This is a genomic window from Psychrobacter cibarius (genome assembly GCF_904845955.1).
Classification (GTDB): Bacteria; Pseudomonadota; Gammaproteobacteria; order Pseudomonadales; family Moraxellaceae; genus Psychrobacter; species Psychrobacter cibarius_B.
The window spans coordinates 19,116-34,565 of the sequence record NZ_CAJGYX010000010.1 but is presented as its reverse complement, the minus strand read 5'-3'; the positions used below and the strand labels follow the sequence as shown (position 1 = coordinate 34,565).

10 protein-coding genes and 2 pseudogenes are annotated in these 15,450 nt (G+C 44.1%); all 12 read left to right on the top strand.

Translation table 11 applies throughout. The annotated features are described in order from the left end of the window. Positions 1 to 55: 55 nt before the first annotated feature. The 12 genes and pseudogenes from rimO (at position 56) to JMV76_RS13895 (ending at position 15,377) form a co-directional block, all read left to right on the top strand. Positions 56 to 1,663, top strand: coding sequence for a 30S ribosomal protein S12 methylthiotransferase RimO (gene rimO / locus JMV76_RS13950; RefSeq protein ID WP_201503100.1), 1,608 nt, complete (start codon positions 56 to 58; stop codon positions 1,661 to 1,663). 228 nt (positions 1,664 to 1,891) lie between these two features. Then, positions 1,892 to 2,617, top strand: coding sequence for a UMP kinase (gene pyrH, locus JMV76_RS13945; protein WP_045444979.1), 726 nt, complete (start codon positions 1,892 to 1,894; stop codon positions 2,615 to 2,617). 172 nt (positions 2,618 to 2,789) lie between these two features. After that, positions 2,790 to 3,344, top strand: coding sequence for a ribosome recycling factor (frr, locus tag JMV76_RS13940; protein WP_045451790.1), 555 nt, complete (start codon positions 2,790 to 2,792; stop codon positions 3,342 to 3,344). Between the two features lie 312 nt (positions 3,345 to 3,656). Beyond that, the gene (gene uppS / locus JMV76_RS13935) at positions 3,657 to 4,415 is read left to right on the top strand and encodes a polyprenyl diphosphate synthase (RefSeq protein ID WP_201503099.1); all 759 of its coding nucleotides are present in this window, start codon (positions 3,657 to 3,659) and stop codon (positions 4,413 to 4,415) included. Between the two features lie 201 nt (positions 4,416 to 4,616). Continuing rightward, on the top strand, positions 4,617 to 5,426 hold the full coding sequence (locus JMV76_RS13930) for a phosphatidate cytidylyltransferase (RefSeq protein ID WP_045451791.1): 810 nt from the start codon (positions 4,617 to 4,619) through the stop codon (positions 5,424 to 5,426). A 153-nt stretch (positions 5,427 to 5,579) separates the two neighbouring features. Further along, positions 5,580 to 6,788, top strand: a complete 1,209-nt coding sequence (ispC, locus tag JMV76_RS13925; RefSeq protein ID WP_201503098.1) for a 1-deoxy-D-xylulose-5-phosphate reductoisomerase — start codon at positions 5,580 to 5,582, stop codon at positions 6,786 to 6,788. A gap of 137 nt (positions 6,789 to 6,925) precedes the next feature. Beyond that, the gene (gene rseP, locus JMV76_RS13920; RefSeq protein ID WP_201503097.1) at positions 6,926 to 8,302 is read left to right on the top strand and encodes an RIP metalloprotease RseP; all 1,377 of its coding nucleotides are present in this window, start codon (positions 6,926 to 6,928) and stop codon (positions 8,300 to 8,302) included. A 262-nt stretch (positions 8,303 to 8,564) separates the two neighbouring features. After that, positions 8,565 to 10,988: pseudogene (bamA, locus tag JMV76_RS13915) on the top strand (outer membrane protein assembly factor BamA). Positions 10,989 to 11,134: 146 nt separating this feature from the next. Continuing rightward, positions 11,135 to 12,150: pseudogene (gene lpxD, locus JMV76_RS13910) on the top strand (UDP-3-O-(3-hydroxymyristoyl)glucosamine N-acyltransferase). 111 nt (positions 12,151 to 12,261) lie between these two features. Continuing rightward, positions 12,262 to 12,732, top strand: a complete 471-nt coding sequence (fabZ, locus tag JMV76_RS13905; RefSeq protein ID WP_265090318.1) for a 3-hydroxyacyl-ACP dehydratase FabZ — start codon at positions 12,262 to 12,264, stop codon at positions 12,730 to 12,732. Between the two features lie 202 nt (positions 12,733 to 12,934). Beyond that, positions 12,935 to 13,714 carry an acyl-ACP--UDP-N-acetylglucosamine O-acyltransferase gene (lpxA, locus tag JMV76_RS13900; RefSeq protein ID WP_201503095.1) on the top strand — a complete coding sequence of 260 codons (780 nt, stop codon included), beginning with the start codon at positions 12,935 to 12,937 and terminating at the stop codon, positions 13,712 to 13,714. Between the two features lie 310 nt (positions 13,715 to 14,024). Beyond that, the gene (locus JMV76_RS13895) at positions 14,025 to 15,377 is read left to right on the top strand and encodes a sodium-dependent transporter (protein ID WP_087814621.1); all 1,353 of its coding nucleotides are present in this window, start codon (positions 14,025 to 14,027) and stop codon (positions 15,375 to 15,377) included. The last annotated feature ends 73 nt before the right edge of the window (positions 15,378 to 15,450 follow it).

The window sequence follows — 15,450 nt, the reverse complement described above, 5'->3', positions numbered from 1 at the left end:
TTTGCAAAAAAAACGTACAATGCGCACAGCCAATTTATCTCTAGCAAGGTCAGCCATGCCCAACACTTCTACCGAGTCGGTTAATACGACTGTTACTACCTCACCGTCAACTTCTACGCCAACAGATTCTATGTTAAAAGACACTGCCACCGTTTTTAATCCTGCCAAACCAAATATAGCACAAGACAATCAGGCAGATGTTAGTCAAGCAAACACTAACCAACCTTACCATCATAAAGCCAATCACAATCAAAACCGTAGCATTGAGCAAAGCAGCGATGTGACTTCAGGTGCTTTATCGACTGAAAATGCGCCAGTGAATGCAGCACCAAAGATTGGGTTTGTGTCACTAGGTTGCCCAAAAGCCTTGGTTGATAGTGAGCGCATTATCACTGAGCTTAGCCGTGATGGTTATCAAGTGGCGAGTGATTACGAAGGTGCAGATTTAGTGGTGGTCAATACCTGCGGCTTTATTGAGTCCGCGGTACAAGAGTCGCTTGATGCCATCGGCGAAGCGATTAGCAAAAACGGTAAAGTCATCGTCACAGGTTGCTTGGGTAAAGAAGCAGATAAAATCCGTGAAATGCACCCAGCCGTGCTGGCTGTAACTGGCGCTCATGCTTATGATGAAGTCATTAGAGCCGTTTCGCTGCATGTGCCCAAGCCTGACCGCAGTCAGGACGCTAGTTATGATCCAAAGATAGATTTGATTAATGAGGCGGGTATCAAATTGACGCCAAGCCATTATGCTTATCTAAAAATATCAGAAGGTTGCAACCATCGTTGTACTTTCTGCATCATTCCAAGCTTACGTGGAGACTTGGTTTCACGTCCGATTGACAGTGTGATGAATGAAGCGTTGGCGCTGAAAAATGCTGGCGTGAAAGAATTGCTTATTATTTCGCAAGATACCTCTGCTTATGGACTGGATTTGAAATATAAGACCAGTTTTTGGAATGGCATGCCGCTGAAGTCGAAGTTTTATGACTTGTGCCAAGCCTTAAATGACTTAGGCATTTGGGTGCGCTTGCATTATGTCTATCCGTATCCGCATGTCGATAAAGTGGTTGAGCTAATGGGCGAGAAAAAGCTACTGCCTTATCTCGACATTCCGTTTCAACATGCCAGCCATCGCATCCTAAAAGCGATGAAACGCCCAGCGCATAGCGAAAATACCTTGGCGCGTATCCATGCATGGCGTGAGATTTGCCCTGATATCGTCATTCGCTCAACCTTCGTGGTGGGCTTCCCTGGCGAGACAGAAGAAGATTTCCAATGCTTGCTTGATTGGTTAGTAGAAGCTCGCCTTGATCGTGTTGGCGCGTTTACCTATTCAGAAGTCGAAGGCGCAGTGGCTAATGACCTGCCAAATCATGTGCCAGAAGAGATTAAGCAAGAGCGCTATGAGCGTCTGATGACGCTGCAACAAGACATCTCAGCGCAAAAGCTACAAGAGAAAGTCGGTAAAACCTTGATGGTATTGGTCGACGAAATTGATAGTGAAGAGGGCGTTGCGATTTGTCGTAGCTATGCTGACGCACCAGAGATTGACGGTCATGTCTATGTCGATGAGATTACCGCTCAAGTTAAAGTCGGACAATTCCTAACGGTTACGATTGACGACGCTAGCGAATATGATTTGTTTGCCAGTTACAAAGGCTAAGCAGTCACAGTAGCTGATTAGTCACTGTAATAGACGCATGAAAATTGCCCAATTGCGGGCAGTTTTTGCTACAATTAGCGCAATTTAGCCTTTTTACACGTTTGTCATTAGTTGCGGTGCTTCCTATATAGTACCTCGGTAATGACACTTCGAGTAAATTCGAAGGCAAACTCTATTTGTGTTTTACCGCTCATTTTAATTATAATTTAATGCTAACAAGGTGACCTCATGTCTGACAAAAACCCGCGTTACTCTCGTATCTTGCTGAAACTCTCTGGTGAAGCCTTAGCTGGTGGCAAAGAGATGGGAATTGATAGCGAAGTGCTCGATAAGATGAGCTTGTCTATCGCCCATTTGCGTGGTCTTGGTGTCCAAGTCGGTATCGTGGTCGGCGGCGGTAACTTATATCGCGGCGCGCAGTTGCAACAAGAAGGCTTAGTCGGCCGTGTGACTGGTGATCAAATGGGTATGTTAGCAACCGTTATGAATGGTCTGGCGATGCGTGATGCGCTTGAGCGCCGTAATATTAAAACCCGCTTGATGTCAGCCTTGCCAATCGGTGAAGTGACCGAAAGCTATAGCAGCCGTAATGCCATTCGCTATCTCAAAAATGGCGAAGTATGTATCTTTGTTGCTGGTACAGGCAATCCTTTCTTTACCACTGATACCGCTGCTTGCTTACGTGGTATTGAAATTGAAGCTGGCTTAATTCTAAAAGCCACCAAAGTAGATGGCGTTTATGACAAAGACCCAAGCTTACATGACGATGCAGTTAAATATGATGGTTTAACTTTTGATGAAGTATTAGAGCAAAAGCTTGGCGTGATGGATTTAACTGCCATTGCCTTATGCCGTGAGCACAACGTGCCGCTACAAGTGTTTGATATGACCAAGCCTAATGCGTTATTAAACGTCATTATGGGCGAAAATGAAGGCACACGCGTTTATCACTGATTTGCCTGAATACTTTAAACGCTCTGAACGCTCTAAATATTAATACGAGAATACCAGTCATTAAAATTAGATTGGTCGCTAATAACTACCAGTCGCTAATAATTAGTAGTGGACAACCGTATATTTACTAACAAATGAATGATTTATCGACAGCGATAAATAAGGATATCTAATGATCAAAGAGATTAAGCAAGACGGCGAAGCGCGTATGCAAAAAACACTGGAAGCGCTTGAGAGCACTTTTAGCAAAGTCCGTACAGGGCGCGCACATCCAGGTATGTTGTCAGGAGTGATGGTTAGCTATTACGGGTCGCCTACACCTTTGAATCAAGTGGCGAGTGTCAACGTTGAAGACTCACGTACGCTCATGGTTCAGCCGTTTGACCGTACCATGGTACAAGCAATCGACAAGGCCATTCGCGAAGCAGATTTGGGTCTCAATCCAGTGACCGCCGATGTGATTCGTGTACCGATGCCAGCATTGACAGAAGAGACACGCCGCGACATGCAAAAGCTTGCGCGTGGAGAAGCAGAAAGTAGCCGTGTTTCTATCCGTAATATTCGCCGTGACATGATGAATGACATCAAAGAATTGGCCAAAGAAAAAGAGATCTCAGAAGACGACGAGCGCCGTGCCAGTGATGATATTCAAAAAATCACTGACAAGTATATCGAAACCATCGATAAACGTTTGAGCAAAAAAGAAACTGACTTGATGGACGTATAAAGCACTGGTTTTTCGATCATTTTAGAAAAAATCCGTTATGTCATATCTTTATAATAAGCAGCCAATCTGTCAGTACTATTGGCTGCTTATTATTGTGTAGATGGTACCGATAATAGCGTCAATGTTATATCAATCGGATACGGCAATAGGCTTGCTCAGATTTGTAAACTGTATTTTATAAGCGCTATTTTGCAAACTAAATCACGCCCATAGATGGGTTTATGATAAGTTTGTGAATTGTGGTTATGACGCTTTCTAATCGTTATCGCAGCCGTTATTATTATTTTACCTTAACAATAAGCACTTTCGCCTATGTCCACTTCAGCCGTTTTGGCTCCTGATCTTCTTCCACGCCATATCGCTATCATCATGGATGGCAATAATCGTTATGGTAAAGCCAATGATTTGGGCAAAGGCCAAGGGCATGTGGCTGGCAAAGATGCACTCGATCCTATCGTCGAGTATTGCGTTAATACGGGTATCGAAGTATTAACGGTATTTGCATTTTCTAGTGAGAATTGGCAACGCCCGCCCAGTGAGGTGGCACTACTCATGCAACTGTTAGCCTCGACCATTCATGAGCAAATACCACGCATGAATGAGTATCGTATTCGTCTGCGTTTCATTGGTGACCGCAGTCAGCTGAGTGATGATTTGCAAGCATTAATGGCGGACGCTGAAGCGAAAACAGCAGACTTTGAAGCCATGACTCTAGTCATTGCTATCAGTTATGGTGGGCAATGGGATATTGCCCATGCGGCAAAACAGCTGGCGCAGCAAGTAGAGGCTGGTCAGTTACGTGCTGATGATATTAATAAAGAATTGCTCGGTAACTATGTACAATTAGCAGATGCACCAGCAGTAGATATGCTGATACGCACAGGCGGTGAATACCGAATTTCTAACTTTTTATTGTGGCAGTCAGCCTATGCTGAGCTATTCTTTACCCAGACATTATGGCCGAATTTTGCAGCCGATGAGCTGTCAGCAATGGTAAAAGAGTTCGCTCAGCGGCAGCGCCGTTTTGGCAAAACCAGTGAGCAGATAGTGATAGAGCAAGCAAGTCGTTAATGGTGTTAAGCATTTGCCTGTTATTTTGTAAAGGAAAAAGCTCTTACAAAGCCGCTATCGTATAAGTAGTTAATATTGCTTGTTTGTGAAATAATAAACCGCGTCAATAAGCGTCAACTGCTATTAGTGGGCTATTGTAGATTAGCTGCTATAATGCACGTTTTGACCATGCGTTTTTCATTATTATAAGGCTCAATAAGTATGTGGCAACGAATTAAGACGGCAGTTGTTCTCGTTATTATCGTTGGTATTGCAATGTTTGCGAGCCAAACCCCTATTTTATTTGCACCGCTGTTAGCGATTGGCGTCATTATTGCCGCTCACGAATGGACTAAGCTGATGCCTAAGTGGCGTCATCCTGCGCTGTTTGTGCTATTGGTTTTGGTGTTGACCCTAGTATCACTCATGTTTAAAGTGACATGGTTATTTTGGTGGGTGGCTTCACTGGCTATATGGCTAATGGCGCTGTCTTGGGTGCGAGTGTTCCCGACTCATACCAATTGGTATGGCAAGAAACTGGCATTGATGGGTGCGGTGATATTGACCGCATCGATTACGGCGATGTTTTATTTGTGGCAACTGTCAGCATGGTGGTTGCTCTATGTGTTCCTTTTGGTCTGGTGCGCAGATAGTGGCGCTTACTTTGTGGGGCGTAAGCTTGGTCGCCGCAAGATGGCACCGAACGTCTCACCCAATAAAAGTATGGAAGGGCTGGCTGGTGGTTTGGTTACCGGTCTGCTCGTGGTCATTGCCATCAGTGTATTTAAGTTGCAATTGACTGGTGTGCCGTTAGTCGCATTTGTAGCATTATCAGCCTTGACCATTTTAGCCTCGGTACTTGGTGATTTATTTGAGTCGATGCTTAAGCGCCGCGCTGATGTCAAAGATTCAGGAACGATTTTACCGGGGCATGGCGGCGTGCTTGACCGTATCGACTCACTGCTATCTGCCACACCGATATTTGCGCTTGGTTTTTGGGCGATACAGCAGTTAGGTTTGATAGTGGTTTAGGACTGAAAAAATAATTCATAGACGATGATACGCCCTAATTATAGTGGTTAAGATGAGTGACTAGTCAATACATTGGATATTGTCTATCTCTTATTTATCAAACGTTTTATCGATTTCTTATTTAATTTTTTACCGTATCATTTACAGGCACCGATGGTTATGACGCAACGCATCGCCGTACTAGGCGCGACAGGTTCGATTGGCGATAGCACGTTAGCAATATTAGCGGCGCAACCACAGCTTTACACGGTCTACGCTCTGTCAGGCTATCACCGTTTAGACAAACTGTTTGCACTTTGCCAGCAGTTTTTGCCAAAGCGCGTTAGCGTACCGACCGCCGCAGTCGATGATTTTGCCCAGCGACTCCGTGCGGCAGGTCTTGACATCGATGTGGTAGGCGGCGAAGCAGGGCTGGTTGATATTGCCACTGATTCGCAGACGGATACCGTTGTCGCTGCGATCGTAGGCGCAGCTGGTCTGCCTTCTACTTTAGCCGCTGCTCGTGCAGGTAAGCGTATTTTACTGGCGAATAAAGAAGCGCTGGTGATGGCAGGGCAAGTGATGATTACTGCTGTCAAAACGCATAACGCTACTTTGCTACCGCTTGACTCTGAGCACAACGCTATTTTTCAGTGTTTACCACTGGCTATTCAGCAGGATAATACCCAAATTCATCAGCCAAATCACGGCGTGCGCAAGCTATGGTTAACGGCCTCTGGTGGACCATTTTTGCAAAAAGCGTTTGCGCAGATGCAGCAAGCGAGCGTCGCTGAAGCGGTCAAACATCCAAATTGGTCAATGGGTCAAAAGATATCTGTCGACTCAGCTACGATGATGAATAAGGGTTTAGAGTTAATCGAAGCCTGCCATTTGTTTGATTTGCCTGAAAATAAGATAAATGTGGTGATTCATCCACAAAGTATCATTCACTCAATGGTAGAATATAGCGATGGTAGCTTTTTGGCGCAGCTCGGCAGTCCCGATATGAAAACGCCCATTGCCCATGCGCTCAGTTACCCTGATCGTATCGATAGTGGCTCGCAGCCGTTAGACTTATTTGCACTTAGTGGTTTGGAGTTTATTGAGCCTGACTTGCAAAAATTCGCCTGTTTGCGTTTGGCAAGACAGGCGATGCAAGCGGGCACACAAGCGACGATTGTCTTAAATGCGGCGAATGAAATTGCCGTGGCGGCATTTTTGGCTGGAAAAATTCGCCTGACCGACATTGCTGATATCAATGAGCAAGCATTAAATGACATACAGCTGCCACCGTTAAACGAAACGGCTGACATAGAAGATATACTCGCAATTGATAAAATAGCACGTCACCTTACAGAAAAACTTGTGGCAAAGTTGGTGTAAGTGTATCAACAACTGCGTCGTTAAAAAATGATGTTAATAAAAGATGCTAAGAAAGAATGCTGAGAAACCATACTGAGAAACCATACTGAGAAACCATACTGAGAAACCATACTGAGAAACCATACTGAGAAAAGATCATGACGTTTTTATTAACGCTCCTTGCGGCAATATTTGTCTTAGGTCCGCTTATTGCCTTACATGAGTGGGGACACTATATCGTCGCTCGTCTTTGCGGCGTTAAAGTCTTGACCTATTCTATCGGGTTTGGCCCCAAACTCTTTGGCTGGACGAGCAAAAAAAGTGGTATTGATTATCGTATTTCTGCTTTGCCACTTGGTGGTTATGTCAAAATGCTCGATGAGCGCGAAGGTGAGGTAGCAAAAGCTGAGCAACATTTGGCGTTTAATCGTCAGCATCCGCTAAAAAAGATTGCGATTGTTGCAGCTGGTCCTATCATGAACTTTATCATTGCTATTGCGCTGTTTTGGGTGTTGTTTATGACACCATCAGAGCAGCTGGCGACGAAGATTGGGCAGGTATTACCTGATACGCCTGCTGCTATGGCACAGTTACCAGTTGGTGATAAAATCGTTGCGATTGATGGGCATGAGGTACAAACGTGGGAAGGCATCAACTATCGGCTTGCTGGACGGATGGGCGAGACAGATAATGTCAGTATTACTCTGCAATCAGAGACACAAGCTGATAATGCGATCAAAACTTATCAAGCGCCCGTAACTCAGTTTATGCAAGGCAGCGCGCAAGGTAAAGATGCGTTGACCAGCTTTGGCATGCTGCCATGGCAACCAGATATTGCACCGATAGTAGGTGATTTGACCGCTGATGGTGCCGCCAGTCGCCAAGGACTAAAAGTAGGCGATCGTATTGTTGCTATCAATGATCAACCAATTAAAGATTGGCTCAGTGCCACTCGTATCATCCGCGACAGTCCTGAAACTTTGCTTAATTTCACAGTATTGCGTGATGGTAAAACCGTACAGCTTCAGATTATGCCGCAAGGCAAAAAAGACAATTTGGGTAACGATTATGGGCAAATTGGTGCTATGGTGGCACAGTCCGAAATTGTTATTCCTGACGCTTACAAGACCACTGTAGTCTATGGTCCCGGTGAGTCACTGGTGAAATCATTTGAGAAAACTGAACAGCTTGCAGTGATGACCGTCAGCTCAATGGGTAAGATGCTATCAGGCATGATTGGTTTGGATAATTTGTCAGGTCCGATTACCATCGCCAAAGTGGCCAAACAGAGTTTTGATATCAGTTGGCAGATGGTGTTATCGACGGCGGCTTTGATTAGTTTGAGCCTTGCTGTACTCAATCTTTTACCCATTCCTGTATTGGATGGCGGTCATATTGTGTATTATCTTATTGAATTGATTCGCGGTAAGCCACTCTCGGAAGGGGTGCAAATGATTGGACTAAATATCGGCTTACTCTTGCTGGCAGGTTTCATGGTGTTAGCAATTGGTAATGATATTAGTCGGCTGTTTTGACCAGCGAATCGCTAATATGATCGATAAGGCACGAGATACTAATGGTTTTACGCCTATTATGGGATGATTATGACCATGATAGGTAGCATGCTTTGTATCATGGCCTCTGTACTAATCGTAATTTTTAGTTTATTTTGTGATGCATTTTATATAAAGTGTTCTGAGTCTGCTGCGTATGCGCTTAAATTTCATGCGAAATGCGCTAGACAATATGGGCTTATTAACTTAACTTAAGCAAGTTTTTTATTGACGGATAGTGTTTATGCGTACGCCTTTATTTATGAGCGCGGCAGGGTTGCCGTTAGTTGTAGCGATGATGAGTATGCCAGTACAGGCTGCAGAATTTGTAGTCACTGACATCGGTTTCAATGGTTTGCAACGTTTAACCCCCGATAGCCTCTATCCGGTTCTACCTATTTCGGTAGGGGATACGGTAAATGACAGTAGTTTAGCAGCCAGTATTAAGGCGCTTTATGCGACCGAAAATTTTGCTGATATTCAAAGCCGTATCGAAGGTGGGCAGCTACGGTTTGATGTCGTTGAGCGCCCAACGATTGCTGAAGTCAATTTTGAGGGCAATAAGCTCATTCCAAAAGAAGGGCTAGAGCAAGGGTTGGACAATGCTGGTCTGTCTGCCGGTAATGTGCTGAAACAAGCCACGCTACAAGGCGTCGCCAATGAGCTACAGCAGCAATATATCAGCCAAGGCTATTACAACAGCAATATCGAGGTTGATCAAACATTACTTGATGGCAATCGCGTCAAGCTCGACGTGCGTTTTGTCGAAGGCAAACCTGCCAAAGTGGTCGATATCAATATCATTGGCAATAAACACTTTAGTGATGAAGAAATCAAAGACGTTTTTGCGGTAAAAGAGTCCTCGTGGACACGTCTGCTGTCAAAGTCTGATCGTTATGCCAAAGAAAAACTGGCTGCCAGTTTAGAGAATTTAAAAGCGCTTTACCAAAACGATGGTTATGTGCGTTTTGCAGTAGATAATGCGGTGCTCAACATCAGTGAAGATAAGAGCAGTGTGTTTATCGAAGTGAGTCTAAGCGAAGGCGAACAATATCAGTTTGGTGAAGTGAATTTCTTAGGTAAGCCGACTTTTGAGAACAATGAACTAACAGAGTTGGTGACTTTTGCACCCAATGAAAAATACTCCCAAGCCAAGCTCGATGAAACCACCGCGGCACTTAAGAGTCGTTACGGTAATGAAGGCTATTATTTGGCGCAGGTGAGACCAGTACCACGTATCAATGACGAGACCAAAGTAGTGGATATCGATTATTTCATCGACCCTGCACGTCCCATTTACGTTCGTCGTATTAACTTTACTGGTAACATCAAAACTCAAGACGAAGTACTGCGCCGTGAAATGCGTCAACTAGAAGGCGCGTTGGCAACTAGTGACAAAATCCAGTTGTCACGGACACGTCTGATGCGTACAGGCTTCTTTAAAGCCGTCAACGTTGATGTAAAACCAGTACCGAACCAACCAGACCAAGTAGACATCAATTATACGGTTGAAGAGCAGCCTTCTGGTAGCTCAACGATTGCCGCGGGTTACTCGCAAAGCGGCGGTGTGACTTTCCAGTTAGATCTAACACAAAACAACTTTATGGGTACAGGTAACCGTGTGAAAGCGGCACTATCACGCTCAGAAACCCGTGATTCTTATAGCTTGGGTTATACCGATCCGTACTTTACCGAAAACGGCGTCTCACAAGGTCTTAGTGCCTATTATCGTGAAACGAAATACGATGATAGAAACGTTAGTAACTATGTCACCGATTCTTATGGTGCTACGCTGAACTATAGTTATCCTGTTGACGAAACCAAACGTGTTAGTGCCGGTTTGAATGTTGATAACACTTCAGTACGTGGTGGTCGCTTCTTGGGTGTATCAAACGTTCAGCAAATTATTGATGATGGCGGTACGTTTGAGAACTTTGTCAATGATGAAAATTAGGCTTCTGGACGCACAGGCTTTAAAAATGACTACAATACTTATAACCTACTATTTGGCTGGGACTATAGTACCTTAGATCGTCCAGTGTTCCCGACCAAAGGTATGAGCCATACGGTCGATGCCACCATTGGCTTGGGTGATACCAACTATCAAAAACTTGTTTATAGCGGCAACATCTATTATCCCTTCTACAAAGACTGGGTAGCACGCGGTTATACTAAGCTTGGCTATGGTAATGATTTGCCGTTTTATGAAAACTTTTATGCTGGGGGCTATGGCTCTGTACGTGGTTATGAGGCCTCAACCCTTGGGCCAAAATCACAAACGTATTATGATGCCATAAATGATGATGTGCGTTACAAAGATGAAGATATCGGTGGTAATGCACTAGTCAGCTTCGGTAGCGAGCTAATTTTGCCAATGCCGTTTAAGGGCGATTGGGCAGATCAGGTGCGTCCAGTATTGTTTGCTGAAGGTGGTCAAGTATTTGATACGACTGATAAGGAAGATCGCACTTTTATCAATCCTAATGACGGTACTGATACGGGCGTACCACTGTTGACGCAAGACAATAGTATGCGCTTTAGTGCGGGTGCAGGTATAACCTGGTATACGCCAATTGGTCCAATTTCATTAAGTTATGCTGTACCTATTGGTGATAAAGAAGGCGATGAAACTGAAAAAGTTCAGTTCCAGATTGGTAATACGTTTTAACGTAGCATGATTGTTTGCGTTCATGTCGTTAACCATAGCAGTTACTTGAATGAATGCAGCATCTGTTAGATATTAGTAGATCGCCAACGTGATTGTTCAGCTTGGCGATTGTCTTATTCATAATAATATTTATATTAATAGTCACTATGATAACGGTTGAGCAACTTATCACTCGGATTGAGCAGCGTCAGCCCATCACCAATAAGGCTGAAATCAGCGCTGAACAGTTACGTCAAAAATTCAGTAGTATTGGTAGTTTGACCACGGCGGGTCATAATCAGTTAAGCTTTCTGCCGATCCTCATTATATTTCTAGTCTGGCTATTAGCGAGGCAGGGGCTGTACTGGTTACTGCAGAATATCGCGACCAAGTGCCCGCCACAGCGATAGCGTTAGTCGTCGCAAGCCCATACTTAGCTTATGCTGGTGCTAGCCAGTTGTTTGCTCGTGAGTCACTGTCTGGTGGTATTCATCCTAGCGCCGTGACTGCTGATAGTGCTGTCATTGGTGAGCAGGTGAATATTGGGCCTTTTTGTGTGATAGCCGATTATGTGCAAATTGGTGCGCGTAGCTCACTTGCGGCGCATGTGGTGATCGAAGAAAATACGACTATTGGTACTGATGGCGTTATTAAATCACAAGTGGTGATTGGGCATGATTGTGTCATTGGTGATCATGTGAGGTTACACGCGGGTGTCAGTGTGGGCGCAGAAGGTTTTGGTTTTGCACCAACCAAAGATCCTAGTACCACTGGCTGGGAGCGTATCGCTCAGTTAGGACGGGTCGTAATTGGCAACCATGTACGAATTGGTAGTCAAACTTGCATTGACCGAGGTGCCATTGATGATACGGTCATTGGCAATCACGTTATTATTGATAATTTGGTACAAGTTGCTCATAACGTGCGTATCGGTGATGGCACAGCCATCGCGGCTCAAACGGGTATCGCAGGCAGCACTACTATCGGTAAGCGCTGTATTATTGGCGGTGCGGTCGGTATCACAGGTCATATCGAGATTACAGATGATGTCACTTTATCTGGGATGACCATGGTAACCAAATCTATCAAAACCGCTGGTTCATACTCCTCTGGAACGGCTGCTATGCCGACCGCTAACTGGCGACGGGCAGCTGTACGCTTCCGTCAGCTTGGGCGTGATTAGCACAAATATCAATGCATATATACAAACACAGTAAAATCATAGCGATTTGAAACATAGCAAGGAAGCACCATTATGAGCAGCACCGATATCGATATTTTGAATGATAAAGAAATGAAAAGCTTAGCTGAGCAAGGTCTTACGCTGCCATTAACTTATCATACGTTAAAGCATTATTTGCCACACCGTTATCCTTTTCTTTTAGTAGATAAGATTATTGATTGCACACCTGGTGAGTGCATTACGGGTATTAAGAATGTGACTATCAATGAAGAGTTTTTCAATGGTCATTTTCCTGATGAGCCGATTATGCCAGGGGTACTCATGGTTGAGTGCATGGCTCAGGTCTCAGGCGTGCTCGGATTTATCAGTGCTGGTCTGACCGCAGAAGATGGTTATTTATATCTGTTTGCAGGTGTTGATAAAGTCCGTTTTAAGCGTCGAGTGATTCCTGGTGATCAGCTGACTATTCATGCTAAAACAGTAATGCAGAAGCGCGGTATTTATAAATTTGACTGTACTGTACATGTTGACGATGAGTTAGCCGCCAGTGCGCAAATAATGATTGCTCGCCAAGAACAATAACGTTTACCAATAGCCATTGTGCCTCGTAGCCGACCTAATTCTTTAAACAAAGCATCTAAAGAGTTAGGTCAAAGCGGGTCATAAGCATTATAATTGACACTCGCATTTAACAGCAGAGCCATGCTTAGGTTTTTTCATAAAACTAAATTGGCTGTATTTGTTTTACCATTTACTCGCATCAGATCATACAAAGGCCCACATTATGAGTCAGATCCATCCAACAGCACTCATCTCACCGTCCGCCCAAATTGATGAGACTGCTATCATTGGTCCGTATTGTATCATCGGTGATGAGGTCACTATTGGCGCTCACACGGTTCTGCATCGCCATGTAGTTGTTACCAAATTGACTCGTATTGGTCAACACAATGAGTTTTATCAATTTGCGAGCATTGGCGAAGATCCTCAGGATTTGAAGTATGCTGGTGAGCGTACTTGGCTTGAGATTGGCGATCATAATACCATTCGAGAAGCCTGTAGTTTACACCGCGGCACCGCACAAGATAGTGAGCTAACTAAGATAGGCAGCCATAATCTACTGATGGTGAACACTCATGTAGCTCATGATTGTGTGATTGGCGATCATAATGTATTGGCCAACAATGTTGGCGTTGCAGGCCATGTGACTATTGGTAATCACACGATCATTGGCGGTAATTCAGGTATTCATCAGTTTTGTACGGTTGATGACTATAGCTTGATTGGGGGCGCAAGTCTGATTCTAAAAGATGTAGCCGCCTTTACCATGGTATCTGGTAATCCAGCAACGACTCATGGTCTCAATGTGGAAGGCATGCGTCGTAAAGGATGGTCAAAAGAGACAATTGAGGTATTGCGTCAAGCTTACCGTATGATTTTTAGATCGGGTCTTACGACCGTGCAAGCGCTTGAGGTTTTGAATAATGAGCTGCTACCAAAAGAGCCGAAAATCCAGTTGCTCATTGATTCACTACAAAAAAGCCGTCGTGGTGTGGTGCGCTAGAACGGCGATTGGCTTTTGCTGAAAATCATATATAGTATGCCTTTTTTAATTAGCCAAACTCTTGTCAGTTATAGATAAAATTACCAGAAGCCATAACCAATTGTTATGGCTTTTTATGTTTATGAGCGCTTGACTTTTTTGGTGGCTTAGCAGAAACTGAGCCTTTACGATATTGTAAACAATTCTTTCTTAATGTTGCTGGACGCCTCACATTGAGGTGTTTATTGAATAGCCTGATATTTTTCATGGCTATTTATGATAATCAAGGAAGATTATCAGTGATGTTAATTGAAGCACGAGGACGGAAAAAATGGCTATTAATAAACAAGAACATGCACAGTGGAGCTCAAGTTTTGGCTTCGTATTGGCAGCGGTTGGTTCAGCAGTTGGTTTGGGAAACATATGGAAGTTTCCCTATATGGTCGGTGAAAGCGGTGGTTCAGCTTTCGTTATCGCTTATTTATTCTGTATCGCGCTGGTAGGTTTTCCGATTCTAGTCGCTGAATGGCTGATTGGTCGCCGTGGGCAAAAGAACCCAGTCAACACTTTTGCGGATGTTGCAGCAAGTGAAGGTAAGTCGCGCAGTTGGGGCATCATTGGCGCGTCAGGTATTTTAGGTGGTTTCTTAATTCTATCGTTTTATAGTGTGATTGGCGGTTGGGCACTCAACTATATTACTAAAGCAGGTACAGGCAGTTTTATTGGTCAAGACAGTGATTCTATTGCTGCGACCTTTGATGCTATGTTGGCTTCAGCAGGTACGTTGACGATTTGGCATACCGTGTTTATGGCTATTACTGCTTTGATTGTCGGTATTGGTGTGACCAAAGGTATCGAAACTACGGCTAAAGTCTTAATGCCACTACTCGGCGTGATTTTGTTCGTCATCGTTGGTTATAACGTTATTAACGGTGGTTTTGGTGAAGCAGTGGCTTATCTATTCACACCAGATCTTAGCAAGTTGACTGGCGATGTGATGCTTGCAGCATTGGGTCATGCCTTCTTTACTCTATCTATTGGTATGGGTATTATGATTGCTTATGGCTCATATTTGGGTCGTGAAGTGAACTTACTAAAAACCGCCCGTACCGTTGTGATTTTAGATACGGTTATTGCGTTGGCTGCTGGTCTAGCAATCTTCCCAATCATCTTTAGCAATGGTCTAGACCCTGCTTCAGGCCCTGGTCTTATCTTTGTCAGCCTACCGATTGCTTTTGGTAGCATGGGTGCAGGGACGATCATTGGTACATTATTCTTCTTACTTATTACTTTTGCTGCTATTACCTCATCAATCTCATTGCTTGAGCCAACCGTTGAGTTTTTAGAAGAACGTACACCGATGAGTCGTACGGTATCAACCATCGTTGCCAGTACGGTGATTTGGCTATTAGGTGTTGCTGCATTATTATCATTTAACCTATGGTCTGACTTTACTATCATGGGTAACGGTATCTTTGATGCATTGGATAAAATTACCAGTAAATTCCTTCTCCCGCTAACTGGTCTTGCTGCAATTATTTTCGTTGGTTGGCAAATGGATCAACGCAGTATTCAGCAAGAGCTTGGTCTGTCTAATGGTGCATGGCAATTATGGCAAATCGTTGCTAAGTTTGTAGCACCAATTGCCGTGCTCGTGGTATTTGTAACCTCGTTAATGGGCTAGTACTGATTAACTAGAAATAATAAAAGCAACACACTAAAAAGGGCTTAAGATAATTCTTAAGCCCTTTTTATAG

What these genes read in the sequence shown, in the direction of transcription:
- fabZ (WP_265090318.1), top strand. Translation starts at nt 12,262, where the DNA reads ATGAAAAGCTTAGCTGAGCAAGGTCTTACGCTGCCATTAACTTATCAT.
- JMV76_RS13930 (WP_045451791.1), top strand. Translation starts at nt 4,617, where the DNA reads ATGTGGCAACGAATTAAGACGGCAGTTGTTCTCGTTATTATCGTTGGT.
- JMV76_RS13895 (WP_087814621.1), top strand. Translation starts at nt 14,025, where the DNA reads ATGGCTATTAATAAACAAGAACATGCACAGTGGAGCTCAAGTTTTGGC.
- rimO (WP_201503100.1), top strand. Translation starts at nt 56, where the DNA reads ATGCCCAACACTTCTACCGAGTCGGTTAATACGACTGTTACTACCTCA.
- ispC (WP_201503098.1), top strand. Translation starts at nt 5,580, where the DNA reads ATGGTTATGACGCAACGCATCGCCGTACTAGGCGCGACAGGTTCGATT.
- uppS (WP_201503099.1), top strand. Translation starts at nt 3,657, where the DNA reads ATGTCCACTTCAGCCGTTTTGGCTCCTGATCTTCTTCCACGCCATATC.
- pyrH (WP_045444979.1), top strand. Translation starts at nt 1,892, where the DNA reads ATGTCTGACAAAAACCCGCGTTACTCTCGTATCTTGCTGAAACTCTCT.
- frr (WP_045451790.1), top strand. Translation starts at nt 2,790, where the DNA reads ATGATCAAAGAGATTAAGCAAGACGGCGAAGCGCGTATGCAAAAAACA.
- lpxA (WP_201503095.1), top strand. Translation starts at nt 12,935, where the DNA reads ATGAGTCAGATCCATCCAACAGCACTCATCTCACCGTCCGCCCAAATT.
- rseP (WP_201503097.1), top strand. Translation starts at nt 6,926, where the DNA reads ATGACGTTTTTATTAACGCTCCTTGCGGCAATATTTGTCTTAGGTCCG.